Origin of the sequence: Mycobacterium europaeum, assembly GCF_002102155.1 — a bacterium.
Classification (GTDB): domain Bacteria; phylum Actinomycetota; class Actinomycetes; order Mycobacteriales; family Mycobacteriaceae; genus Mycobacterium; species Mycobacterium europaeum.
In genome coordinates this window covers 1-24,198 of record NZ_LQOU01000006.1, presented here as the reverse complement: position 1 = coordinate 24,198, position 24,198 = coordinate 1, and the positions used below count along the sequence as shown (strand labels likewise).

Genomic DNA, 24,198 nt, shown 5'->3' with positions numbered 1-24,198 from the left:
TGAACCGTTGGTCTGCCCTACCCGTGCAACACGGTATAGAAAGCTATACCCAGCTTCAGGTGAGGAGCACTCGTGGGTACTGTTTTGGAACCGCGTTACGACGTCATCGTGTGTGGCGCCGGGTCTTCGGGGTCAGTGGTCGCCGCCCGCCTGGCGGAGAATCCCGACGTAAAGGTGCTGCTGCTGGAAGCGGGCGGCTCGGACGACCATCCCGGCGTGACCGAGGCGAGCCAATGGCCGTCCAATCTGGGGAGCGACCGCGACTGGGGTTTCGTGTCCGAGCCCGACCCGCGGCTACACGGACGCTCCATCCCGTTCTCGATGGGCAAAGTGCTGGGCGGCGGGTCCAGCATCAATTTGATGGTGTGGGCCCGCGGGCACCGTGGCGACTGGGACCACTTCGCGGCCGAATCAGGCGAGCCGGCCTGGGGGTACGCGCCGGTCCTGGAGCTGTATCGGCAAATCGAGGACTGGCAGGGCACCGGCGAACCGGATCATCGGGGCAGGGGCGGACCGGTGTTCGTCGAGCCGGCATCCGACAGGCATCCGCTCGCACCGACGGTGCTGGACGCAGCGCGGGGTCACGGCATCCCCACCTACCAGAGCCCGAACGGTCGCCTGATGGAAAATGCGCGCGGCGCCGCCATCGCCGACCTGCGCAGCCGCAACGGCAGGCGCGAGTCCGTGTTCCGCACCTATGTCGGCCCGCTGCTGCGGCGGCCGAACCTGACGGTGTTGCCGCACGCGCTCGTCACCGGCGTGGTCTTCCGGGGTGGCCGGGCGGCGGGCGTCGAAGTCCTGCACGGGGGTGCGGCTCATCAGGTGGCCGCCGAGGCGGAGGTCGTGTTGTCGTTGGGCGCGATCCACACGCCCAAGGTGCTGATGCAGTCCGGCGTGGGCGACAGCGAGGAATTGCGGCGCGTCGGAATCACAGTTCGGCAGCATTTGCCCGGAGTCGGACGCAACTTTCAGGATCACTTCGGGTTCGACTGCGTGTGGGAGTTTCCCGAGACCGTGCAGACCGGCACCCAGGTCGGGGCGACGATGTTCTGGGACTCGGGGGCGGCCGACATTCAGGGCCCCGATCTCTTCGCCTGCTTAGGCCCATTTCCCAAGGCGACCCCCGAGAACGTCGCGAGATATGGCCTGCCGACCAACAGTTGGATCTTGTTCGGCTCGCCGACGCACCCCAAAAGCCGCGGTCGCCTGCGGTTGTCGGGGCCTCATCCGGCCGACCCGATTCGCATCGAAGCAAATGCTCTGTCGGACCCCGACGATCTGAAAACCGCCATCGCCTGCGTGGAAACTCTGCGCGAAATCGGGAATTTCGCCGAACTCCGGCCCTTCGTCGCCCGCGAAGTCATGCCGGGTGATCTCTCGGGCACTGAACTGGAAGGTTATCTGCGCAACGCGGTCACCACTTATTGGCACGAATCGGGGACGGCGAAGATGGGTCGCGATCCCATGTCGGTCGTCGACGGACGCCTGAAGGTGTACGGCATCGAGAACCTGCGCATCGCGGACGCATCGATAATGCCGCGAATCACCAGTGGCAACACCATGGCTCCCTGTGTCGTCATCGGAGAGCGCGCCGCCCGGTTCATCGAGGCCGAGCACCGGTTCTGAGCTGTTTGTTACCATCGCGCGATGCAGTATTCGGCTGCATCAGACGAACGCGGCCGGCGGCGATCGGTATCGAGACGCGACGCGCTGAAATTCGCCGCGGCGCCGGCCTTCCTCGGCTTGGGAGCGCTCGCCGCCAATCCGGCGGCGCCGAAGGCACGCGCCGCCGACATGCGGCTGATCGATTTCGCCGAGCGCAGGATCTCGCCGGACGAGATCAGGTCGGCGGGTTATGACGGCGTGGTGAACTACGTGTCGGAGTCGCGGGCGGGGGCCAACTTCGAGGCGAAACCGCTCACCCGCGCGTATGCCGACGCGCTGCGGGCGGCGGGCCTGCACATCGTCAGCAATTTCCAGTACGGCAAACCCGGCTGGCCGGACCCGTCCGATTACACCCGCGGTTTCGACGGCGGCGTCGCGGATGCCCAGACGGCCCAGCGACTGCACGGCGCGGCCGGGGGCCCGGCATCGGCGCCGATCTTCTTCAGCGTCGACGACGACATCGACGAGAACACCTGGAACAGCGTTGCCGTCCAATGGTTTCGGGGGATCAACTCCGCGTTGGGGGTGGGACGCACCGGCATCTACGGGCATGCCCACGCGTGCGGGTGGGCGATCCGGGACGGCGTCATCGGCAACTCGAGCAGTGCGGGGCATCGGTGGGCGTGGCAGACGAAATCGTGGTCGCACGGCGCCCGCGAACCCGCGGCCGTGCTCTACCAGGCCGTGGTGAACAGCCCGTCGAACCCGAGTCCGCTCCTCGGCGGGATCAACGTCGATATCGACGACGTGCTCGCGCCGGATTTCGGCCAGTGGGACCTCGCGCGCTGAGCGAGCCGCACCCGGCGCACGGCGCCCCGCGAGCCGAGGGCCCGCGGGGCGTCGCGTCGTATCCGGGCGTTACTTGAGGTCGAACCGGTCGTTGTTCATCACCTTGACCCACGCCGCGACGAAGTCCTCCACGAACTTGCCCTGGTTGTCGTCCTGGGCGTAGACCTCGGACAGCCCGCGCAGCACCGAGTTCGACCCGAAGACAAGGTCATTCGCGGTCGCGGTCCACTTGACCGTGCCCGAGGCCCGGTCAACGACCTCGTAGACGTTCTCCGCCGACTGCGACGCCTTCCACGCGTTGTCCATGTCGAGCAGGTTGACGAAGAAGTCGTTGGTCAACGCGCCGGGCCGGTCGGTGAACACCCCGTGCTTGGAGCCACCGTGATTGGCGCCGAGGGCACGCAGGCCGCCGATGAGCACCGTCGCCTCCGGGGCGGTCACACCGAGCAGGTACGCCCGCTCCATCAACAGGTGCTCCAGCGGAGCCTTCTCCCCGGGCCGGGTGTAGTTGCGGAAGCCGTCGGCCCGCGGTTCGAGCACCGCGAAGGACTCCACATCGGTGTTCTCCTGGGAAGCATCGGTGCGCCCGGGAGCGAAGTGCACCGAGATCTCGTAGCCGGCGTCCTTGGCCGCCTTCTCGACCGCCGCGGACCCCGCCAGCACGATGAGGTCGGCCAGTGAGATCTTCTTGCCGCCCGATGCAGAGCCGTTGAAGTCCTGCTGGATCTTTTCCAGCACGGGCAACACCTTGTCGAGCTCGGAGGGCTCGTTGCACTCCCAGTTCCGTTGCGGCTCGAGGCGCAGCCGTCCGCCGTTGGCGCCACCGCGCTTGTCGGTGTTGCGGTAGCTGCCCGCTGCGGACCAGGCGGTCTTGACCAGCTGAGGAACCGACAGCCCGGACGCGAGCACCTTGCCCTTCAGCGCCGCGACGTCGCTTTCGTCGACCAGCGCGTGGTCGACCGGCGGAACCGGGTCCTGCCAGAGCTGCGGCTCGGGGATCCACGGGCCGAGGTAGCGGCTGATCGGCCCCATGTCGCGGTGCAGCAGCTTGAACCAGGCCTTGGCGAACGCCTCGGTCAGCTCTTCGGGGTGGTCCAGCCAACGCCGGGTGATGTCGCGATAGATCGGCGACTCACGCATCGAGATGTCGGTGACCAGCATCGTCGGGGCGCGGCCCGGCCCGCCGAACGGGTCGGGGATGGTGCCCGCGCCGGCGCCGTCCTTGGCGACGAACTGCCAGGCATCGCCGGGGCTCTTGGTGAGTTCCCACTCGTAGCCGTACAGGGTCTCGAGGAAGGTGTTGTCCCACTTCGTCGGGGTGGGCGTCCAGACCACCTCCAGGCCGCTGGTGATGGCGTCCTTGCCCACGCCGGTGCCGTAGGAGCTCTTCCAACCCAGCCCCTGCTGTTCGATCGGGGCGGCCTCCGGCTCGGGGCCGACGAGATCGCCGCTGCCGGCGCCGTGGGTCTTGCCGAAGCTGTGGCCGCCGACGATGAGCGCGGCGGTCTCCTCGTCGTTCATCGCCATGCGGGCGAACGTCTCGCGGATGTCGATCGCGGCGGCGATGGGATCCGGTTTGCCCTCGGGGCCTTCGGGATTGACGTAGATCAGGCCCATGGTGGTGGCGCCGTAGGGCTCGGCCAGGTCGCGCTTACCGGAGTAGCGCTTGTCGGTGCCCAGCCACTCGTCCTCCTCGCCCCAGAGGATCTCTTCGGGCTCCCAGACGTCCTCACGGCCGAAGGCAAAGCCGAAGGTCTTGAACCCGAAGGACTCCAGGGCGCAGTTGCCGGCGAAGATGATCAGGTCCGCCCAGGAGATCTTGCTGCCGTACTTCTTCTTGAGCGGCCACAGCAGTCGACGCGCCTTGTCCAGGCTGACGTTGTCCGGCCAGCTGTTGATCGGGGCGAAGCGCTGCATGCCCTGGCCGCCGCCGCCGCGGCCGTCGTGAATGCGGTAGGTCCCCGCGGCGTGCCAGCTCATCCGGATGAACAGGCCGCCGTAGGTGCCGTAGTCGGCGGGCCACCAGTCCTGGGAGTTGGTCATCAGCGACATCATGTCGGCCTTGAGCGCGTCGACGTCGAGCTTGGCGAACTCCGCGGCGTAGTCGAAGTCCTCGCCGAGCGGGTTGGACTGCGGGTTGTGCGGCTGCAGCATCGATGTGTCGATCTGGTCGGGCCACCAGTCCCGGTTGGTCAGGGGCGCGTTCGATTTCGGCTTGGGGGAGGGGATTGCGGGGTTTTCGCTCTCGCTGGTGCTGGCCGTCTTGCTGTCGTCGTGGGGCGGCCGGCTCTGGGAGGTATCGCTGGACACAGCATTCCTTTCTTAGGGGTGATTGGGCTGCGAGCTAGGCATCTGCGGTCGAACAGTCGGGGCACACGCCCCAATAGATGACCTCGGCCTCGTCCAGGACGAAACCGTCGAGAACTTCGTTCTCGTCGGACGGGGTGAGGCAGGGAGCGGCACCGACCGCGCAGTCGATGTCGGCGATCACGCCGCAGGACCGGCACACCACATGGTGGTGGTTGTCGCCGACTCGCGACTCGTAGCGGGCGACCGACCCGGAGGGCTGGATCCGGCGGACCAGACCCACCGTGCTCAACGCGTTGAGGACGTCATAGACGGCCTGGCGGGAGACGTCGGGCAGGCCGACGCGCACCGCCGAGAAGATGGTCTCGGTGTCGGCGTGCGGGTGGGCGTCCACCGCCTCCAGCACGGCGACCCTGGGACGGGTCACCCGCAGATCGGCCATCCGCAGTCGTTCCGCGTAATCGGCGGTCGGTGCCACCGCACCAATATGACGCACTTAATTGGAACGAGTCAAGAGTTTATTGTGAAGCAGACCACAAATGCAGGTGACGAATGGGCTGCGTCACATCGGCGTCAGGTTGGCTTCAGGTCGGCTTCAGGGCGCTGCCTTTGCGCCAGTCGTCCCAGCTGAGCGTCCAGTCGCCGTTCTGCGCCAGCGTCAACGGCGGGCCACCGCTGTTGCGAACCTCGACCACATCCCCGGGCACCGAGAAGTCGTAGAACCACTTCGCGTTGTCGGCGTTGAGGTTCAGGCATCCGTGCGAGGTGTCCCGATGCCCCTGCGCCCACACCGTGGCGTCGAGCTCGTGCAGGTAGATGCCGTCGGTGCTGATCCGGGTGGCGTAGTTGATGGTTTCGCGATAGCCCAGGCGCGAGTTCTTGGGCAGGCCGAACGTCGAGGAGTCCATGACGACGGGGTTGCCCTTGTCGAGGACGGTATAGATGCCCGGCGGCGTCCACAGCGAAATGCTCTTACCGCCGACGTTTTCGGTGCCGCCCATCCCCATCGAGGTGGGCATCGTGCGCATCAACGTGCCGTTGTTGAAGACGCTGACTTGTTTGGTGGCATCGTCGGCGATGGACACATGCGCGTCGCCGATCCGGAACGACACTTTGGTGTCGTCCTGCCCGAATAGGCCGTTGCCCAGGCCGATTCCGTAGATCTTGGCCTCGGCGGTGACGGTCGTGCCGGGGGCGTAGTAGTGCTCCGGCCGCCAGTGGGCGGTTTGGGTGTCGACCCAGAACCACGAGCCCTGCACCTTGGGGTCGGTGGTCACGGCCAGTTGCCGCTCGGCGGCGGCCCGGTCGCCGATCTGCTCGTCGAAGTGGGCCACGACCACCGTCCCGACACCGTATGTCCCGCCGTCCTTGAGCGCGGCCTCCGACGTGGTGGTGAACGAGACCTTGGTCTGGTTCGACGGTTTGAGCGTCGAAAAGGACGAAACCTGGTGCGAAGCAACGCCGCTGGGGCCGCGACTGGCGACCGTCAGCGTGTAGGTGCGGGCGTAGCCCAGCGGGACCGTGGGCTTCCACACGGTGTTGTCCGGCGTCATCACGCCCTGCACTTGCTTGCCGTTCTCGTTGACCATCCGGACGTCGGTGAGCGTCCCCGAGTCGGCCTTGACCATCACGTGCGCGACCGGATCGACGTCGCGCGCGTCCGGGCCGGGCGTGATGGTGACTTGCGCCGGTCCTGCGGTTTTCGGCGACGCGCTGCGGTAACCGCAGCCGCCGCCGAAACAACCCAGCGATGCCGCAATCACGACTGCGGCCACCACGACCGCAAGCACCAGCGCGGCGATCAGCAACCGGCGGGGCCGGCGATCGCCGAGGATCCGGCGGGTGGGCCGATCACTGTTCGCGGACATCATTGAGCTGTCGGATCCTTGCGTTCTGTTGGTTGCCGGGACCAAGCCACTACCCAGCGGGACGATGTTGTCCATCAGGTGCCACGGTCGTCCGATTTTTAAACCGGCGCCCGCGGGCGCGGGGATCATGGCGTCATGGCCGACGACGAACTCGACAGTCTCTATTGGGCGGCGCCGAAGGACTTCATCGCCGAGCGCACCAGATTGACGACCGCGGCCAAGCGACGCCTGGACGACGCCGCCGCAAAGCGGATCGCCGCGGCCAACAAACCGACCACGGCGGCGTGGGTCGTCAACCGACTCGCCCTGCGGCACACCGACTCCGCACAACGCCTGGCGGACCTGGGCGATCAGCTGCGCGCCGCGCACGCCGCGATGGACGGCGCACGTATCCGCGACTTGTCCGCGAAGCAGCACCAGCTCATCGACGAACTCACGCGGGCGGCACTGCAAGCGGCCGACGTCAGCAACCCGTCCTCCGCCGTGCGCGACGACATCACCAGCACACTGCAAGCGGCCATCGCCGAACCCGAGGTGAGGGAGCGGCTCGGCCGGCTGGCCCGCCCCGAGCAGTGGTCGGGTTTCGGCGATTTCGGCGCGGCGGCGCCGGTGAGGACGACCGCGGCAGCGGGGCAGGTGACGGAGCGACCGACGCCTGCGCGGCCGCGACCTGCCAAGCGACCCGCGCGCGACGCGGCCAAGCAGCGGCGGCTCGACGAGCTGACGGCAGCCGTGACCGCCGCCGAGCGCGAAAAGGCCGACGCCGACGCCAGGCTGTCGCAGCGTCGGGCCGAGCGGGACACGTCCCGGCAGCGACGCGATCGGGCCGTTGCGGCGCTGCGAACGGCCGAGTGCGACCTCGAACGCGCCGAAGAGAGCTACGAGCGGGCCAAGGACGCCAGCCGTGCCGCGGCGGAATCGGTGAAAGAGGCGAAAGCACAGCTGAAGCGGGCGTGACGGCGGCGACCGGCCCGCGGCGGTGTTTCCCCGGCCCCCGTGAGGGTATTAGCCCACCCGTGACGTCTTTATGGTTGGACAATCGAGCCGAACAGCCTTGGGCCGCAAGCGACCTTGACAAGGGCCCCTGTTCCGCGGATGTCATCGTCGTCGGCGCCGGCATCACCGGGCTGATGACCGCGGTGCTGCTGGCCCGCGCGGGCAAGGATGTGCTGGTGCTCGAAGCGCGCACGGTGGGGGCCTGCGCGACGGGAAACACCACCGCGAAGATCAGCCTGCTGCAGGGCACCCATCTGTCGAAGATCCTGCCCAGGCATGGCAGGGAACTGGCCCGCGCGTATGTGGAGGGCAACCGCGAAGGCCAGGACTGGGTGGTCGACTACTGCCGGTCGCATGACATCGCGGTGCAGCGCGAGGACGCCTACAGCTACGCCCAGTCGGCCAAGGGAGTGCTTTCCGCCCGCCTGGAGCTGAAAGCGTGCCAGGCGGTCGGGCTGCCGGCGGTCTGGGACGACGACGCCGGGGTCCCGTTCCCGTATCACGGTGGTGTGCGGCTGCCCGAGCAGGCGCAGTTCGATCCCATGCCGTTCCTGGACGCGCTGGCCACGGAGTTGCTCGGCCGCGGTGGACGGCTGGTCGAGCACACGCGGGTCCGGCGGGTGTCCACCCGTGGGGACCGGGTGACGGTGCACGCCAACGACGCGGCCCGGCGCGACGTGGCGCTCGAAGCCGGCCAGCTCGTTCTCGCGACCGGCATCCCGATCCTGGATCGCGGTGGATACTTCGCGCGCGTGAAGCCCAGCCGCTCGTACTGCTTGGCGTTCAAGGTGCCGGGCGACATCACCCGGCCGATGATGATCTCCACCGATTCGCCGACGCGTTCGGTGCGTTACGCGCCCACCGCGGACGGGGAGCGGCTGATTGTGGGCGGGGCCGGCCACACGGTGGGTCGCAAGAAGAGCCCTTCGAAGGCGCTCGAGGAGCTGGCGTCGTGGGCCCGCGCGCACTATCCGGGTGCCGAGCAGACGCATTTCTGGTCGGCGCAGGATTACACGCCCATCGATCAGTTGCCCTATGTCGGGCCCATCCTGCCCAACACCCAAACCATCTTCGTGGCAACGGGATTCAACAAATGGGGAATGACGAACGGCGCCGCAGCGGCCTTGGCCCTGTCCAGCCGGATCCTCGGGGGCCGAATGGACTGGGCCCGGGCGTTCGCCAGCTGGAGCCCCCACGAGCTGTCGGGCCTGCCGACGGCCTTGCAGGCCAACCTCGAGGTGGGCTTCGATCTGGCCAAGGGCTGGATCACCCCGCTGCTGCGCGCCGGCCGTCGAAGCCCCCGCGCGGACGAGGGCGGCGTGGTCGGCGGGCCGCCGTGGCATCTGGAGGCGCGCTGCCGCGTCGACGGCACCGAGCATGTCGTTTCCCCGGTGTGCCCTCACCTCGGTGGAATCGTGAACTGGAACGACGCCGATCAGGCGTGGGAATGCCCACTGCACGGGTCGCGGTTCGCGCCGGACGGCACCCTACTGGAGGGGCCGGCGACCCGCGACCTGACCGCCTGAGCGCCAAGAGGGGGGCTCAGCCCGCCTTTTGGTAGACGAGCCAGCGCAATTCGATCGGCGAGTGCTCGCGCTCGACGTCGAACACATCGAGCCCGAGGGCCCATCCCTCGAACCAACCCGTGGGCGGCCAGGCGCCCTCGGGAAGGTGGGCTTTCTCGTATTCGTAGGCGGAGTCGTCGGCGATCAGCTCGAAGGGCAGGCCGACCGCGGCGCTCGCCATCTGGTCGTGGGTGTAGATCATGGTGTTGCACTGCTGCCCGAGCTCAATCGCAGCGTCGTCCGGGACGTATCCGTCGCGGGGCAAGAAGGCGTTGAACACCAGACGTCCGCCAGGAGCGAGGCAGTCGGCGGCGAGTTCGAACATGCCCCGCAATTCGTGGGTCGTCCGGAAGTCGGGCACCACCTCGGAGAGCACCATCAGCTGATATTCCTCGTGGACGCTTTCCATGGCGGTGAAGACGTCGCTCTGAATCACTTGCACGGCCAGCGATTCGCGATCCGCCTCCGAACGCATGACATCGGCCAGCTTCGACGCCATCTCGACCGCATCCACCGGGTGGCCGAGTCGGGCGAGGGCCAAAGCGTTGCGCCCGGTGCCCGCGCCGACGTCCAGCACGCGGTAGGTCATCGGATCAGGCGCCTCGGCGGCCAGCGCCAACACGCGGGCGTCGGGCTCGGTGCCAAACAGCGGCGGCGGACGGACGGCCACCCATTCGTCGTAATCGGCGTCGAGGGTCCGCCATTCGGCCTTGACTCGGAAATTCACGCCGGTTCCGAAGGGGGAGTTGAACGAAATGACGAGGTCCGACCGGGGCGAGGCCTTGAAGCCCTTCGCGAGCTCTGCTTGCAGGGCGGCCCTGAACTGAGACGACTGTTCGGGCGTGTACCAAACCCCGAGCGTGGCGCATAGGTTGCCGCACAACTGGACGTACTCGTCGATCAAGGCGGGCACTGCCGGGACCCTGATCTGCCCCTCGGCCATCGACCGGCGATACAACCGCCTGACCACCGCTTCGTGGAGCATCGCCGGATCGAACGGCTCAGAAGGCGGATCCTGCACCAGAACCTTCTACACGACCCGGCCGCATTGCACCACTGAACGTCGCACCGATCAGCCCACGCGGGCGGCGTCTTCCAAGAGGTCGGCGGCTTTGGCGACGCTTTCGGACGGCTTGCTCATCGCGGCGGCAAACTCGCGGGCCCGCGTCGCATAGTCCCCAGCGAACAGGGACCGCAGATCCGCGACGAGGGAATCGTAGGTTGACTCAGAAAAAGGCCTGGCGATGCCCACCTGCAACTGGCTGACGGCGGATGCCCAGATCGGCTGATCGAGCCAGAGCCAGAGCACCAACATGGGCACTCCGGCCCGCATACTCGCGGCGGTGGTACCGGCGCCCCCGTGGTGCACGACCGCGCGGCATGCGGGGAAGACGGCCGCGTGGTTGACCGCATCCACAATTTTGGTGTGGGCGGCCTGGGTGAGGTGGCTGAAATCGTTTGAGCCGCTGCAAATCAGCGCTCGTTGGCCCAACTGCTCGCACGCCCCGCTGATCACCGCGACCGTCTCCTCGGGCGATGTCACCGGCGTGCTGCCGAAGCCGAAGTAGACAGGCGGCGCCCCCTCGGCGATCCACGACAACACCTCGTCGTCGATCTCGGTCGGCATGTCCAAGGTCAGCGCTCCCACGAACGGCCGCCGGCGACCGGACTTCGCCCATTCGTTCGCCAACCCGGGGACGCAGAGCTCCTCGTAGGCCTGGATTTCCAGCACGTCCCTGGTCGACGATCCGGCAGCTGCGGACAAACCCAGCGCCTCGCGCTGCGCGCTTTCGGCCACCTTCGTCACGTGCTCCTGAAGCCCCCCGAGTTCCAGCGCCCCTGCGGGGAAGAAGTGCAGCGCGGCGAACGGCAGGCCGTAACGCTCCGCGACGTGGGCTGCCAGCCGCTGCTCGTTGATGCCGGCCACCAGCAAGTCGGCATCCTCCGCCAAAGACGCCAGCGTCGTGCTCTTCTCTGCCCACACCTTGCCGACGCGCTCCAGGAGTTCGGGTAGCGCGCTGATCGGATCCTGAACACGTTGAACGAAATTTGTCGCTTCGGTGATCTGTTGCCGGGTGTCCGGCCCGTAAGCGACCGCGGCGACACCCGCCGCCTCGACGAACCGGAGACTGTCGGGCGGAACCGCCAGGCGCACGTCGTGGCCCCGGCGGAGCAGCTCCCGACCGACGGCGGCACAGGGCTCGACGTCGCCCCGGCTCCCGTAGCTTGCCAGCACAATCTTCATCAACGACCTCACTAGTCATCAGTCGCGGTCATGCTACAGGTCCCTGGGCTGCTGCGAGCCGGCCCACGGGCCACTGCGTTAGTGCCCGAGCAGCTGCTTCCTCAGCTTCTCGTATTCCTCGACGGTCAGCCGTCCCGCATCGCGGAGCTTGGTTATCTCGCGAATCTTGGCCGCGACTCCGGTGACCACAATCCGCGGCGTGACGTGCGCATGTTCCGCCTCACGGTCGGGCGCCGCGCTGCCGAAGCGAGCAACCACGCGCTGACCGGCCACCCTGCTGCTACCCCCGCGGCCGCTCGGCGGCCCGGCCATGGCGCGCCCGGTCATGGCCGCTGATCCCACGTCGCCGAATGCGGCGCTCGAGCCGACTTCCATGGGCGCCGCCGCGGCAGAGTCGAATCCGGTCATCGGCGACGCCAGCGCGACGGGGCGCACCTCCGGCGCGGAGGTGGTCCATGCCTGCGGCACAGACAATGCCCCGACCGCCTTCGCCTGGGCCAGCCCGCCCGTCACCGTCGGCACGGCGCCCGGGGTGAGGTTCGTCAGAGTCGCCGGGAAATCCCGAACGGGCGCCGGCCCGGTTCCCGGCCAAACCTCTTCCCCGTTCCACCCGCTGACGATGTCATCGGTGTGGAAACCCACGAGGGTGCCGGCGAGGGCGAAGGGAAGGTCAATCGGCCCGGACAAGATATCCAGCGGGGTCAGGACACCGAGGGTGACCAGGCTGGACGGGCCGGTGACAAAAACTGTGAGCAGGTCACTCAACGTATTCAGCGGGATCGGCGTCGTGGCCGCCGGTGCCGCGATCGGGAGGCTGGGCAACGCCTGAGGCGCCACCGAAGACACCTGCGCGACACCGGACGCGATCCCTTGGGCATCGCCGGCGGGCGCGCCGGCCGCCTGGCTGACCGCGGTTGCCTGACCGGCCTGCCCACCGAGGGTGGTGTTGCGCCGCGGTGAGGTCAACGGTGTCAGCACAGTCGCGGCTGCCGACGAACCGGCGTAGGTGTACATCGCCGTGGCATCCTGTGCCCACATCTCGGCGTACTGCGCCTCGGTGGCCGCGATCGCCGGAGTGTTCTGCCCGAAGAAGTTGGTCGCCGCCAACGCCGCCAACAGGCTGCGATTTGCCGCGATGACCGGGGGTGGTACGGTGGCCGCGAACGCCGCCTCGTACGCGGCGACCGCGGCTGTGGCTTGGGCAGCAGTCTCCTCCACCCGCGCCGCGGTGCTGCTCAGCCATTCGACATAGGGCGTGGCCGCGGCCGTCATCGACACCGACGCGGGGCCCAACCATGCTCCGTTGGTCAGCCCCGTTACCACCGACTCGTACGCGCTGGCCGTCGTGTACAGCGCGTCGGCCAGCTGCGCCCATGCCTGAGCCGCCACCGACAATGGCGCCGCGCCCGGACCAGCATACATCCGACCGGAGTTGATCTCCGGCGGATACATCCCGAAATCCATTGCGGCACATTCCCCTTCGGACAATCGCGAATTCGCCAGACCGCGGTTCAGCGACCGAGCAGCCGGTTCTTTTGCTCGGTGTACTCTTCCTCGGTCAGGATTCCCTCGTCACGAAGCTTGGCGAATTCTCGTAGCTCGGCCGCGACTCCGGTGACCACCGTCCGAGGCGTGGACTCCGGCGCTCCCGCTTCACCGTCCGCCGCCGGGGCTTGCGCGGCGTTGGCCTCACCCGCGGCAGCCCGCAGTTGTTCGCCCCCGGGCGATTTGCCGCCATCCTTGCCCGCGCCGGTGCCCAGGGTGCCTGCTATGGCTCGCCCGGCCAGACCCGCCAATGCCATCTGGCCGAACGTCGTACCCGACCCCGCCTCCTCGACCGCGCCGGCGGTGGCGGCGGGCAAGGCGGGCAGCGCGTAGGAAACGGGACGCACCATCGGCGTGGCTATGGTCCACGTCGCCGGCACCGACAACGTCCCGACCGTGTTGGCCTGGCCCACACCGGCGGAGACCCTGGGCGGCGGCACCGTGCCCGGCGGCAGATTCAGCAGGGGCGCGGGGAACTCTTTGACGGGCGCCGGCCCGGTGCCCGGCCAAGGCTGCTCCCCGTTCCAGCCACTGACGATGTCGTCGGTGTGGAGACCAGTGCCGTAGCCGCCGATGTCGAAGGGCAGCGCCACGAGGCCGAGGACACCCAACGGGACGCCGACGAAGGTGCCCACCAGGCTGGCCGGCAGGTCGACGAAGATCGTGATGAGGTTGCTCAAGGTCGTCAGCGAACTTGTGGTTGGAGGATCCAGCGGCGCCGCGATTGCGAAGCTCTGCAACGCGCGGGGTACCGCGGAAAACGTTTGCTGGGCCGACGAAACGTCGTTTTGCACATTGCCGACCGAGGTGCCGGCGGCTTGGCCGGCCGCGGCCGCTTGCTTGACCGACCCTGTTGGATCGGTGTTCTGGCGCGGGGAGGCGAACGGTGTCAGCGTCGTCGCGGCCGCCGATGCAGCCGCGTATCGGTACATCGCCGCGGTGTCTTGGGCCCACATTTCGGCGTATTGCGCCTCGGTGGTCGCGATCGCGGAGGTGTACTGCCCGAAGAGATCAGCCGCCACTAGTCGCGCGAGCAGGCTGCGGTTGGCTGCGACCAGTTGTGGCGGCACAGTCGATGCAAACGCTTCCTCATAAGCGGCGACCGCAGCCCTGGACTGGATGGCGGCTTCCTCTGCCCCCGCCGCGGCGCTGTTGAGCCAACTGACGTAGGCCGCGGCCGCGGCCGCCATCGACGCCGACGACGGACCCAGCCACGGGCCGGCGGTTAGACCTGATATCACCGACTGATACGCGTTGGCCGTCGTATGGAGCTCAGACGCCAGTGCCTCCCAGGCTTCGGCCGCGGCCACCATCGATTCCGATCCGGCGCCGATATACATCCGGCCGGAGTTGACCTCCGGGGGGAAGATCGCGAAATCCATGTCGGTCCCTTAACTGAAGTTGAGCCGAAAAGCCAGGGCGGTGGACGCATCCCGGCGGACGCATGTGAGCATGGCACTTCGGATCTCACACCCGGCGTCGGGAAGCACCAGAAACGGGCTTAGCACATTTGCTGCATGCACCGGACAACCAGTCCCTTCCCGTTGCTGAAACGACCCAGTTTGCCGCCCGGAGAATCGCCGCCGAGAGCGCTGCGGCGCCTCTTACGCGGTACAGCGGACGGCCCAGCAGTTCTGGGATGATCGGCGCAAATACGCTGCCCACCAGCGCAAAGCCCTAACCCCCTCCCTAGCCCATTATGCAGCCCTGGGCAGCGTCTGGTGATCCGACGTCGATTCCCAAGGGTCGCAATGCTAAACCAAAGGACGGTAGCGAGGAAGTCGCTTCACTAGTCACCTGTTTCCCCGGTCCCTGGGCGTGCGGCCAGCGTCAGATTGCTGGCTACTGCGCGAGCGGGCGAGCCGCCTTTCCGGCCGCAAGCACTGCGATGGCGATGGTCGGCGCCACCGACCAAGCATTCGTCGCGAGAATACCCAGCCTCGGTTTCACCTGGCGGCGGGGACGACTCCGGCGTCGTCGCCTGGGCCATCGGATCAGCGCCGACCGCGTGGCCGACGGTTGATCGCCTCCCCGGTGTCCACCCGTTTCCGTGCCCGTCCCGCATACTCTGAGCGGGATGGTTCTGGCGGTCTCGCCGAGTGAGGGTGGCGATGAAGGATTCGATGGCGTCTTCAGGCCTCGCCACGGTGGACATGCGGGTGGAAAGCCTGCTCCGCTACCCGGTGAAGTCGATGCTCGGCGAAACCGTGTCGAGCATCCTCGTCGACGAGCACGGCGCCGAGGGGGACCGGCGACTCGCGCTGGTGGACACCGCCACCGGGCACGTGGCGAGCGCCAAGAACGCCAGGCTGTGGCGGGGCCTGCTGAAGTGCACCGCCAACCGAGAAGCCGGACGGGTGAGGATCGGTCTGCCCGACGGGACCAGCGTGGCGGTAGACGATCCTGGCATCGACGAACTGCTCTCGGGCCTGTTGGGAAGACCGGTCCGACTCATCGCCCAGCGCCCGGAAGGCGCCACGCTGGTGCGCCCGGATCCGGAGCAGCTGCTGGAACTGGGTTTGGACGCCGAGGTCAGCGGCCGCATTTTGGAGATCGCCCAGGCCACCCCGGGCGACGCATTCACCGATGAGGCCCCGTTGCACGCGATCACCACGGCCACGCTCGCGCACATCGGTGTCGAAGCGCTGCGATACCGACCCAACATCGTCATCGCGACCCCACCGGACTATCCGCCCTACGCCGAAAACGGCTGGGTCGGAACGGAAATCGCCGCCGGCGAGGTACGCCTGCGCGTCCTGACCGCGACCTCACGATGCGTCGTGCCGACGCTCGAACACGGCCCACTGCCACGGGCTCCGCAGGCGCTCCGCCTACCGGCGGCCGAGAACCGTTGGGACACCGGCGGCCATGGCGCTCAGCCGTGCGCAGGCGCGTATCTCGCGGTGGCGTCCGAGGGCGTCATCCGCGTCGGCGACCGCGTCACCATCGGCGGGTAGGCGAGCTCAGGCGCCCAGATTAAGGCGCCGTGCTGGTCGCGATCGAGGGCCGCATCGACGTCGCTGCGGACGCGCTTACCTAGGCTTCCGCGTGCGGCGTGGGGCTTTGCGCGGACTCCCACTTCGAGGCCAGCGACCGCCTGACCGTGGTGCCGGCGGCCAGCTCGAGCTGGAAGGTCTCCCCGTCGTCGTCCTGGAACGTCAGGAGGTAGCCCCCGTCGGTGGGGTCTTTGAACACCACTTTGTAAGGCCGTTCACCAGAGCCGCGGTCGACGGCGATGATGTCGCCTGGGCTGACGTCGTCGATTCGGTCGTTACCGGAGACTTCGGACATACCGTCGACGGTAGCCGATCGATCCCTGTCGCCGATTTTCAACCGGCGTCATGCCGACGACTGCCCGGGCGACCGGCCCTCGGGACATTGATCCCCATTAGCCTTGTAGCGCTTGGGAATTCGTCGAAAAACCGACATCAGGCACGCTCCGCACGCGCGTGACCCAGGTCACACGCGTGTTTGATCCGCGGCGTCGGTGGAACCACTGAGCGTGACACCAACGAACGAACTCGGCGCTTGGCTAGCGCCGCAAGGAGACTGCCGAATGAGCGAACAGAACAAAGCCGGCGAAGCCCGCAGGGGCCTGATCGACTCGGTGAAAGGCAAAGCCAAAGAGGTCTTCGGGGCGGTCACCGGCAACGAATCGCTGACCGCCGAGGGGCAGCTCGAGCAGACGCAGGCGCACGAGCGCAAGGAAGCAAACGCGATGGAGGCCGTCGCCGAGGCCCAGGCCAAGCAGGCGCGGAACGACGCGGCCGAAGCCCGGGTGGAAGGCGCCCGACAGCGCATCGCGGCGAATGCCCAGGCCGTTTCCACCGAGGAGTCGATCGAAGCTCGGGAAGCGGCCCAGAAGCGCGCCGCCGAGCAGACCGCGCGGCAGCGGGAGACCGCAGCGAAGACGCAGGCCGAGCTGGACGCACAGCGCGAAGTGCAACGGGCCAAGGCCGACGAGCGAGCCGAAATCCGTGACGCTTCCGAAGAAATCGTCGACGCCGTCGCCGAGCACCAGACATCGGTGCAGGTGGCCCGCAACGAAGAGTCGGAGGCCGACCGCCTTCGACGCGAAGCTCAGAACGTGACCAACGAAGCCGACCTGCCCTGACGGCGGACCACATACAGGAGAAGTTGATGAAGATTTCCGAACTCCCGTTCGCAGTCCTGCGGTTTCACTACCAACTCGCCCGGGTCCCGTTGCAGCTCATCGAGGACCGGGTCGTCACCCGCATCCCCGGCGAGGCGCCCGCGCGGCTGCTCTTCGAGCGCTCACTGGGCATGCTGGACAGCACGGTCGGCAATGCGCTCGACGACCCGCGACTCGTCGAGCGCGGCACGGCACTGATCGAACGCAGCGACGCGCTGGGTCGCGCCGCGCGGCTGGACGCCAAGGCCGCGGCCCGCAAGGAACGCGCCGACGCCAAGCTGAAGGACGCCCGCGACCGGGCGATCGAGGAGCGCGAGGAAGCGCAGGCGGCCACGCAGCACGAGATCAAAGAGGCGCGTAACTCCGCCGAGCAGCGCAAACGGGAGGCGGCACAGTCGGCTCAGCAGCAGAGCGCCGCGGCGAAGCGGCGCGCCGACGAGGCGGCCGACCGGCAGAAGCGGACCGTCGAATCGGCCAAGCGCCAGGTCGAGACCAGGACTCACGCCGCCGAGCAGGCCGCATCCAAGGCCGCAGCAGTCAAAATCGACGAGGCCGAGGACAAACTGGGCGACGCCGCCGACAAGCGGTCCGAAGCGGACCGGGTCGCGCACCTTGCCGCCGCCGAGAGGCAGCAGCGGCAAGAGGAGCGGGAGAACGGCTGACGGGTCAGACGCGCGGCGCGGGACCCTGGTTGATCTTGTTGGCCGCGAAGGTGGCGGCCTGAGCGGTCATCCCGTCGTCGATGTAGGACACGTGGGCCATTATGTTGCCGCCTGCGGAGCAGATCGGGTCGTCGGGGGCGCACAAGCTGATGGTTTTCGATCCGTAAGCGGGGTTGATCGTGGGCAGCGGCTGCCCGCCCCACAGCATGGTCGAGAACCCACTGCTCGGCTCGCCGAAAAGGGCGACGGCGGCGACGTGATCGGCGACCGAGGCCGGCATCGCGTTGGTGGCCAAATCGATCACCGTCGAGCCTTGCGAGTATCCGCCGAGGACGATCCTCGAGTTCGGGCAGCTGGCCACGGTGTCCTGGATATGGGTGCTCGCGTCGGTGGAGCCGGCGTTCGCGCTGTTGTGGTAGTCGTCGTTGGCGGGGTAGTTGACCGCGTAGACATCGACGGACTTTCCGCCGAGCTGCGACGTGAGCGAGTCCACGAATGCCTGGCCGATGTTGCCCAGGCCAGGCTCCTGGTGGGTGCCGCGGGCGAACACCACCGAGACGTCGGAGCACGGATCGGCAACGGCGACGGGAAGCGTGATGGGGGCGCTGAGCCCCGCCCAGGTGGCCACCACCGGGATACCAATAATGCGAGCAACTCTCCGTGCAGTCATGCCGAAATCCTGTCACATCACCGGCCGCGCCGGCCCCGGCGGTGCGGGCTTACCCCTGGAGGCGAGCGCCGACAGCTGAGTCACTTTGGGGCGCAACGTAAACGCTCAGCCGCCGCTAGCGTCCGCGCCACTGGGGTTTGCGCTTCTCGGCCCAGGCCCGAAGTCCCTCGGCCACGTCCTCGGTCGCCCCGGCAACCTTGCGCATGGTCTCGCCGAAGCGAACCGACTCCACCCAGCCCATGTCCGCGGTCCGCCACGCCACCTCCTTGGTAGCCCGCTGGGCCAGCGGGGCGGCGTCGGTGAGGGTGCGGGCCCACGCCTTGGCCTCGGCCTGCAGCTGATCGGGTTCGACGAGCCGCCAGACCAGGCCGATCTCCTTGGCGCGCTCCGCGCTCATCGGCTTGCCGGTCAACAGGAGCTCCATGGCGTTGGCCCAGCCGACCCGCCGGGGCAACCGGATGGCCCCGACGATGGTCGGGACGCCGAGTGACACCTCGGGGAAGCAGAAGCTGGCCTCTGTGCTGGCGATGACGAAGTCGCAGAACAACACCCCCGTCAGCCCGTAGCCGATGCAGGGCCCGTGCACGGCGGCGATGGTCGGCTTGAACAGCTCCATCCCGCTTTCGAAGGAGTTGATGGTCGGCTTCTCCCAGAACGTTCCGCCGAAGGTGCCGACGGAGTCCTCGCCGTCCCTGAGGTCGCCGCCGGCGCAGTAGACGCTGCCGTTGGCGGTCAGGATCGCCACCCAGGCGTCCAGGTCGTCGCGGAACCGCTCCCAGGCCGCGTTGAGGTCCTCACGGAGCTGCCCGTTGATGGCGTTGCGAGCCTCGGGGCGGTTCAGGGTGATGGTGGCAACGTGGTCGTCCAGCTCATAGGTGACGAGGCTCATGAGCCAACCCTAGGGCGGCGGCACGTGCCCACCGCACGCTTATCCTGGCCGAAATGGCCGAACTGTCCCGCGCGGAACTGCGCTCCCGCCTTGACGGTCTGACCACCCGCGACGCCGCGCGCCTGGGCAGGCGCCTGAAGAACGTGCGCGACGCCGATCCCGACAAACTCCGGCACGTCGCCGAGCAGATCGCCCGGGCCGAGGCGCTCGTCGCCGCCCGGCACGCCGCGGTGCCCGCCGTCACCTATCCCGACCTGCCCGTCAGCGCGCAGCGCCAGGAGATCGCCGACGCGATGCGGGCCAACCAGGTGGTGGTGGTCGCCGGCGAGACCGGTTCGGGCAAGACCACGCAGCTGCCCAAGATCTGCCTGGAGGCCGGCCGGGGCGTCCGCGGAACCATCGGGCACACCCAGCCCCGGCGGCTGGCCGCCCGCACGGTCGCGCAGCGCATCGCCGACGAACTGGGCAGCCCCCTGGGCGAGACGGTCGGCTACACCGTCCGGTTCACCGATCAAGTCAGCGACCGAACCCTGGTCAAGCTGATGACCGACGGCATCCTGCTGGCCGAGATCCAGCGCGACCGCCGCCTGCTGCGCTACGACACGCTGATCCTCGACGAGGCGCACGAGCGCAGCCTGAACATCGATTTCCTGCTGGGTTACCTGCGCGAGCTGCTGCCTCGCCGCCCCGACCTGAAAGTGATCGTCACCTCGGCGACCATCGAGCCACGACGCTTCGCCGACCACTTCGGCGGAGCGCCCGTCGTCGAGGTGTCCGGGCGCACGTACCCGGTGGAGATCCGGTACCGGCCGCTCGAAGTGCCCGTGCCCAGCGGTCCCGACGATGATCCCGACGACCCCGACCACGAGATCGTGCGCACCGAGACCCGTGACGAGGTCGAGGCGATCGTCGACGCGATCGGTGAGCTCGAGGCCGAGCCGCCCGGCGATGTCCTGGTGTTCCTCTCGGGTGAGCGCGAAATCCGCGACACCGCAGAGGCTTTGGGCGGCCTGAGAAACACCGAGGTCCTTCCGCTGTACGCCCGGCTGCCGACCGCCGAGCAGCAGAAGGTGTTCGCACCGCACACCGGGCGCCGCGTCGTGCTGGCGACCAACGTCGCCGAGACGTCGCTTACCGTGCCCGGCATTCGTTATGTCGTCGACCCGGGCAACGCCCGGATCTCGCGCTACAGCCGGCGCTTGAAGGTGCAGCGGTTGCCGATCGAACCGATCTCCCAGGCGTCGGCCGCGCAGCGGGCGGGCCGCTGCGGCCGGGTGGCAGCCGGCGTGTGCATCCGCCTTTACTCCGAGGAGGACTTCGCGGGCCGTCCGCGCTACACCGACCCCGAGATCCTGCGGACCAACCTCGCGGCGGTGCTGTTGCAGATGGCGGCGCTGGGACTCGGCGAGGTCGAGAGCTTTCCGTTCCTCGACCCGCCGGACCGGCGCAGCATCCGCGACGGCGCGCAACTGCTGCAGGAATTGGGCGCTTTCGACGCCCACGGCGCCATCACCGAACTCGGCCGCCGCCTGGCACGGCTGCCGGTCGATCCCCGGCTGGGCCGGATGATTCTGCAGGCCCAGACCGAGGGATGTGTGGCGGAGGTGCTGGTGCTGGCCGCGGCGCTGACCATCCACGACCCGCGGGAGCGGCCCACCGACCGCGAGGACGCGGCCCGGCAGAAGCATGCCCGCTTCGCCGACGAGAATTCCGACTTCCTGTCCTACCTGAACCTCTGGAGCTACCTACGGGAGCAGCGTAAGACCCTGTCGGGCAACGGCTTCCGACGGATGTGCCGGGATGAGTTCCTGCATTACCTGCGCATCCGCGAGTGGCAGGACCTGGTCGGGCAACTGCGCAGCATCGCCCGCGACCTCGGCATCGTCGAGTCCGATGAGCCGGCCGAACCCGCCCGGGTGCACGCGGCGCTGCTGGCCGGGTTGCTCTCGCACGTGGGTTTGCGCCGCGAGGACGGGCGCGAGTACCTCGGCGCGCGCAACTCGCACTTCGTCCTCGCACCGGGCTCGGCGCTCACCAAACGGCCGCCCCGGTGGGTGGTCGTGGCGGAACTGGTGGAAACCAGCCGCCTCTACGGGCGCACCGCCGCGCGCATTCAGCCCGAGGTCGTCGAGCGCGTCGCGGGCGACCTCGTACAGCGGTCCCACAGCGAACCGCACTGGGACCCCAAGCGCGGCGAGGTGATGGCCTACGAGCGGGTGACGCTGTACGGCCTGCCGCTGATTGCGCGCCGCCGCGTCGGGTACGCGCGCATCGAGCCGGCGGTGGCGCGGGAGCTGTTCATCCGGCACGCCCTGGTCGAGGGCGACTGGCAGACACGCCATCACTTCTTCCGCGACAACGCGCGACTGCGCGCCGAGCTCGAAGAGCTGGAGGAACGGGCCCGCCGCCGCGACCTGCTCGTGGGCGACGACGAGGTCTACGGGCTCTACGACGCCCGCATCCCGGCCGAGGTCGTGTCGGCGCGGCACTTCGACACCTGGTGGAAAGGGCAGCGCCGCAACACGCCCGACCTCCTGACCTTCACTCGGGACGACCTGTTGCGCACCGGCGACACCGCCGACACCGAGCGGCCGACCGCCTGGCATTCGGGCGATGTCACGCTGCCCCTGACCTACCGGTTCGAACCCGGCGCCGCCGACGACGGCGTCACGGTGCACGTGCCGATCGACGTGCTCGCGCGGCTGGGTGGAGACGAGTTCGCCTGGCAGGTGCCGGCGCTGCGCGAGGAGCTGGTGACCGCCCTCATCCGCTCGCTGCCAAAAGACTTGCGCCGCAACTTCGTTCCCGCACCAGACACGGCGCGCGCCGTGCTCGCCGGGATCGATCCGGCCGGTGAGCCGCTGTTGGAAGCGCTGCAGCGCGAATTGCGGCGCCGCACCGGCGTTCTGGTGCCCTTAGACGCCTTCGACCTGGACAAGCTGCCCGCGCATCTGCGGGTGACCTTCGCCGTCGAGTCCGCCGACGGCAGCGAGATCGCGCGCGGCAAGAACCTCGACGCGCTGCAACAACGGCTGGCCGCGCCCGCCCGCCGCGCGGTCGCCGGGGCGGTCGCCGCCGGGCTGGAACGGACGGGCCTGCGCGGCTGGCCCGCCGACCTCGACGCGCTGCCGCGAGTCGTCGAGCGCACGGTCGACGGACGCGCCGTACGAGGCTTTCCGGGTTTCGTCGACGCCGGTGGCGCGGTCGACCTGCGGGTGTTCGCGACATCGTTGGAACGCGACCAGCTGCTGGGGCCGGGGCTGCGCCGACTGGTGCGGCTCAGTGTGGCGTCACCAGCCAAAGCCGTTGAGCGGCAACTGAGCCCACGTACCCGGCTGATACTGGGGTCGAGCCCGGATGGCTCGCTGGCCGCGCTGCTCGAGGACTGCGCCGACGCGGCAGCCGACACGTTGATAACCGGGCCGGTGTGGACCCGCGACGAGTTCGACACGCTGCGCGAGCGGGTCCGCGGCCATCTGGTGTCGGCGACCGCCGACATCGCGGCCCGCGTGGAGCAGGTGTTGGCCGCCGCGCAGGAAGTGCAACTGCTCCTGCCCGGCCAGCCACCACCGCCGCAGACCGACGCCATCGCCGACGTCCGCGCCCAGCTGGACCGACTCCTACCGCCGGGGTTCGTCACCGCCACCGGACGCGCCCACCTGGCCGATCTGACCCGCTACCTGGGCGCGATCCGCCGGCGCCTCGAGCGGCTGCCGCACGGTCTCGACGGGGATCGAGAGCGGATGGGGCGGGTGCACGCAGTCCAGCGCGCCTACGACGAACTGCTGCGCGCGCTGCCGCCCGCGCGGCGGGCGGCAGACGACGTGCGCGACGTTGCGCGGCAGATCGAGGAATTACGCGTCAGTCTGTGGGCGCAGCAGCTGGGAACCCCGCGGCCGGTGAGCGAGCAGCGGATCTACCGCGCCATCGACGCGCTGTAGGACCCCTTCGGCGGATTGTTCCCCTCCCACTCTCAACCTATAGCGCACTGGGGGGCTTGCGGCAAGGGCCGGGTGCTGCCGCACAATCGCTGGCCGAAGCCGGTTTTCGCTCATGACGGGGGTGGGGTATGTCGTCGCACAGCAACGTCGACCATGCGGTGCTGGTCGTTGGGGGAGGCCCGACGGGGCTGATGCTGGCCGGTGAGCTGGCGTTGTCGGGGGTCGATGTGGCGATCGTCGAGCGGCGCGCCGACCAGAATCTCGTCGGCGCCCGCGCCGGGGGTCTGCATGCGCGCACCATCGAGGTCCTCGATCAGCGGGGGATCGCCGATCGGTTCCTCGCCCGGGGCCGGGTCGCCCAGGTCGCCGGGTTCTCCCAGATTCGGCTGGACATCAGCGACTTTCCCACCCGGCATCCGTACGGTCTCGCGCTGTGGCAGAACGAGATCGAACGGATACTCGCCGACTGGGTGCATGAGCTGGGGGTGCGGTTCTACCGCGGATGCGAGGTGAGGGGCCTCGCCCAACAGGCCGGCGCCGTGGACATCGCGTTGTCCAACGGCCGATCCCTGCGAGGGGAATACCTGGTGGGCTGCGACGGCGGACGCAGCGCGGTCCGCAAGACCGCCGGCATCGAGTTTGCCGGCTGGGAGCCGACCACCAGCTACCTGCTCGCCGAGGTCGAAATGGATACCGGGACAGGGGATTCGCCGGTGTCGGGCATCCGCCACGACGCGATCGGCGTTCATTCCCTGGCGGCGGTCGACGACGGGCGGGTGCGCGTCATGGTCACCGAACGGCGCCTGGACCCCGCCGGCGAACCCACGCTAGTGTCCTGAGTCATTAATTTGGGTGCAGTAGTTGGCGATGCTGGTCAGGATTTGGTCGGCTGTCTTGGTCCAG

The 24,198-nt window shown here is 68.6% G+C and carries 18 protein-coding genes and 1 pseudogene; 9 read left to right on the top strand and 10 right to left on the bottom strand.

What is annotated here, in order from left to right; all coding sequences use genetic code 11:
• Window positions 1-72 precede the first annotated feature (72 nt).
• Both AWC03_RS02100 and AWC03_RS02095 read left to right on the top strand, forming a co-directional pair.
• A complete protein-coding gene (locus AWC03_RS02100) occupies window positions 73-1,626 on the top strand; it encodes a GMC family oxidoreductase (protein ID WP_085238883.1) in 1,554 nt (517 codons plus the stop codon).
• 21 nt (window positions 1,627-1,647) lie between these two features.
• Window positions 1,648-2,454: a DUF1906 domain-containing protein gene (locus AWC03_RS02095; RefSeq protein ID WP_085238882.1), complete on the top strand. Its 807-nt coding sequence runs from the start codon at window positions 1,648-1,650 to the stop codon at window positions 2,452-2,454.
• A 69-nt stretch (window positions 2,455-2,523) separates the two neighbouring features.
• Here AWC03_RS02095 and katG read toward each other — a convergent pair whose 3' ends face one another.
• From katG to AWC03_RS02080, 3 genes are all read right to left on the bottom strand, one after another.
• On the bottom strand, window positions 2,524-4,764 hold the full coding sequence (katG, locus tag AWC03_RS02090) for a catalase/peroxidase HPI (RefSeq protein WP_085238881.1): 2,241 nt from the start codon (window positions 4,762-4,764) through the stop codon (window positions 2,524-2,526).
• A 34-nt stretch (window positions 4,765-4,798) separates the two neighbouring features.
• Window positions 4,799-5,203 (bottom strand): Fur family transcriptional regulator, encoded by a 405-nt coding sequence (locus AWC03_RS02085; protein ID WP_420845642.1) that lies wholly within the window; start codon window positions 5,201-5,203, stop codon window positions 4,799-4,801.
• 142 nt (window positions 5,204-5,345) lie between these two features.
• Window positions 5,346-6,632 carry a L,D-transpeptidase gene (locus tag AWC03_RS02080; RefSeq protein ID WP_085238934.1) on the bottom strand — a complete coding sequence of 429 codons (1,287 nt, stop codon included), beginning with the start codon at window positions 6,630-6,632 and terminating at the stop codon, window positions 5,346-5,348.
• 132 nt (window positions 6,633-6,764) lie between these two features.
• Between AWC03_RS02080 and AWC03_RS02075 the strand changes: the two genes are divergently transcribed.
• Window positions 6,765-7,586 (top strand): hypothetical protein, encoded by an 822-nt coding sequence (locus AWC03_RS02075; RefSeq protein ID WP_085238879.1) that lies wholly within the window; start codon window positions 6,765-6,767, stop codon window positions 7,584-7,586.
• Window positions 7,587-7,645: 59 nt separating this feature from the next.
• Complete coding sequence (locus tag AWC03_RS02070) at window positions 7,646-9,151, top strand: FAD-dependent oxidoreductase (RefSeq protein ID WP_169716503.1); 1,506 nt, start codon at window positions 7,646-7,648, stop codon at window positions 9,149-9,151.
• Window positions 9,152-9,167: 16 nt separating this feature from the next.
• On the opposite strand, the gene AWC03_RS02065 is transcribed toward AWC03_RS02070, so the two are convergent.
• The 4 genes from AWC03_RS02065 to AWC03_RS02050 all read right to left on the bottom strand — a co-directional run bounded on the left by AWC03_RS02065 (window position 9,168) and on the right by AWC03_RS02050 (window position 14,362).
• Window positions 9,168-10,211: a class I SAM-dependent methyltransferase gene (locus AWC03_RS02065; protein WP_085238877.1), complete on the bottom strand. Its 1,044-nt coding sequence runs from the start codon at window positions 10,209-10,211 to the stop codon at window positions 9,168-9,170.
• 51 nt (window positions 10,212-10,262) lie between these two features.
• Entirely contained in the window at window positions 10,263-11,435 is a 1,173-nt protein-coding gene (locus tag AWC03_RS02060; RefSeq protein WP_085238876.1) for a glycosyltransferase, read from the bottom strand.
• A 78-nt stretch (window positions 11,436-11,513) separates the two neighbouring features.
• On the bottom strand, window positions 11,514-12,899 hold the full coding sequence (locus AWC03_RS02055) for a PPE family protein (RefSeq protein WP_085238875.1): 1,386 nt from the start codon (window positions 12,897-12,899) through the stop codon (window positions 11,514-11,516).
• A gap of 47 nt (window positions 12,900-12,946) precedes the next feature.
• Complete coding sequence (locus AWC03_RS02050) at window positions 12,947-14,362, bottom strand: PPE family protein, SVP subgroup (protein WP_085238874.1); 1,416 nt, start codon at window positions 14,360-14,362, stop codon at window positions 12,947-12,949.
• Between the two features lie 741 nt (window positions 14,363-15,103).
• Between AWC03_RS02050 and AWC03_RS02045 the strand changes: the two genes are divergently transcribed.
• On the top strand, window positions 15,104-15,937 hold the full coding sequence (locus tag AWC03_RS02045; RefSeq protein WP_420845641.1) for an MOSC domain-containing protein: 834 nt from the start codon (window positions 15,104-15,106) through the stop codon (window positions 15,935-15,937).
• Between the two features lie 79 nt (window positions 15,938-16,016).
• Here AWC03_RS02045 and AWC03_RS02040 read toward each other — a convergent pair whose 3' ends face one another.
• Window positions 16,017-16,271, bottom strand: coding sequence for a hypothetical protein (locus AWC03_RS02040; protein WP_085238872.1), 255 nt, complete (start codon window positions 16,269-16,271; stop codon window positions 16,017-16,019).
• 265 nt (window positions 16,272-16,536) lie between these two features.
• On the opposite strand from AWC03_RS02040, the gene AWC03_RS02035 reads away from it, so the two are divergent.
• Together AWC03_RS02035 and AWC03_RS02030 are read left to right on the top strand one after the other, a co-directional pair.
• Window positions 16,537-17,094, top strand: a complete 558-nt coding sequence (locus AWC03_RS02035; RefSeq protein WP_085238871.1) for a CsbD family protein — start codon at window positions 16,537-16,539, stop codon at window positions 17,092-17,094.
• A gap of 26 nt (window positions 17,095-17,120) precedes the next feature.
• Window positions 17,121-17,795, top strand: a complete 675-nt coding sequence (locus tag AWC03_RS02030; protein ID WP_085238870.1) for an IF2 family translation initiation factor — start codon at window positions 17,121-17,123, stop codon at window positions 17,793-17,795.
• 4 nt (window positions 17,796-17,799) lie between these two features.
• Here AWC03_RS02030 and AWC03_RS02025 read toward each other — a convergent pair whose 3' ends face one another.
• Entirely contained in the window at window positions 17,800-18,465 is a 666-nt protein-coding gene (locus tag AWC03_RS02025) for a cutinase family protein (RefSeq protein ID WP_085238869.1), read from the bottom strand.
• Between the two features lie 115 nt (window positions 18,466-18,580).
• Window positions 18,581-19,354, bottom strand: coding sequence for an enoyl-CoA hydratase/isomerase family protein (locus AWC03_RS02020; protein WP_085238868.1), 774 nt, complete (start codon window positions 19,352-19,354; stop codon window positions 18,581-18,583).
• Window positions 19,355-19,407: 53 nt separating this feature from the next.
• Between AWC03_RS02020 and hrpA the strand changes: the two genes are divergently transcribed.
• Window positions 19,408-23,295, top strand: coding sequence for an ATP-dependent RNA helicase HrpA (gene hrpA, locus AWC03_RS02015; protein ID WP_085238867.1), 3,888 nt, complete (start codon window positions 19,408-19,410; stop codon window positions 23,293-23,295).
• 128 nt (window positions 23,296-23,423) lie between these two features.
• A pseudogene (locus tag AWC03_RS02010) lies at window positions 23,424-24,125 on the top strand (FAD-dependent monooxygenase); the annotation flags it as partial.
• Window positions 24,126-24,198: the final 73 nt, after the last annotated feature.

Bases quoted from the DNA above. Each gene is read 5' to 3' on its own strand.
- AWC03_RS02095 (WP_085238882.1), top strand. From the start codon at position 1,648: ATGCAGTATTCGGCTGCATCAGACGAACGCGGCCGGCGGCGATCGGTA.
- AWC03_RS02035 (WP_085238871.1), top strand. From the start codon at position 16,537: ATGAGCGAACAGAACAAAGCCGGCGAAGCCCGCAGGGGCCTGATCGAC.
- AWC03_RS02050 (WP_085238874.1), bottom strand. From the start codon at position 14,362: ATGGATTTCGCGATCTTCCCCCCGGAGGTCAACTCCGGCCGGATGTAT.
- AWC03_RS02060 (WP_085238876.1), bottom strand. From the start codon at position 11,435: ATGAAGATTGTGCTGGCAAGCTACGGGAGCCGGGGCGACGTCGAGCCC.
- AWC03_RS02075 (WP_085238879.1), top strand. From the start codon at position 6,765: ATGGCCGACGACGAACTCGACAGTCTCTATTGGGCGGCGCCGAAGGAC.
- AWC03_RS02055 (WP_085238875.1), bottom strand. From the start codon at position 12,899: ATGGATTTCGGGATGTATCCGCCGGAGATCAACTCCGGTCGGATGTAT.
- AWC03_RS02040 (WP_085238872.1), bottom strand. From the start codon at position 16,271: ATGTCCGAAGTCTCCGGTAACGACCGAATCGACGACGTCAGCCCAGGC.
- AWC03_RS02080 (WP_085238934.1), bottom strand. From the start codon at position 6,632: ATGATGTCCGCGAACAGTGATCGGCCCACCCGCCGGATCCTCGGCGAT.
- hrpA (WP_085238867.1), top strand. From the start codon at position 19,408: ATGGCCGAACTGTCCCGCGCGGAACTGCGCTCCCGCCTTGACGGTCTG.
- AWC03_RS02085 (WP_420845642.1), bottom strand. From the start codon at position 5,203: ATGGCCGATCTGCGGGTGACCCGTCCCAGGGTCGCCGTGCTGGAGGCG.
- AWC03_RS02020 (WP_085238868.1), bottom strand. From the start codon at position 19,354: ATGAGCCTCGTCACCTATGAGCTGGACGACCACGTTGCCACCATCACC.
- AWC03_RS02030 (WP_085238870.1), top strand. From the start codon at position 17,121: ATGAAGATTTCCGAACTCCCGTTCGCAGTCCTGCGGTTTCACTACCAA.
- AWC03_RS02025 (WP_085238869.1), bottom strand. From the start codon at position 18,465: ATGACTGCACGGAGAGTTGCTCGCATTATTGGTATCCCGGTGGTGGCC.
- AWC03_RS02045 (WP_420845641.1), top strand. From the start codon at position 15,104: ATGGCGTCTTCAGGCCTCGCCACGGTGGACATGCGGGTGGAAAGCCTG.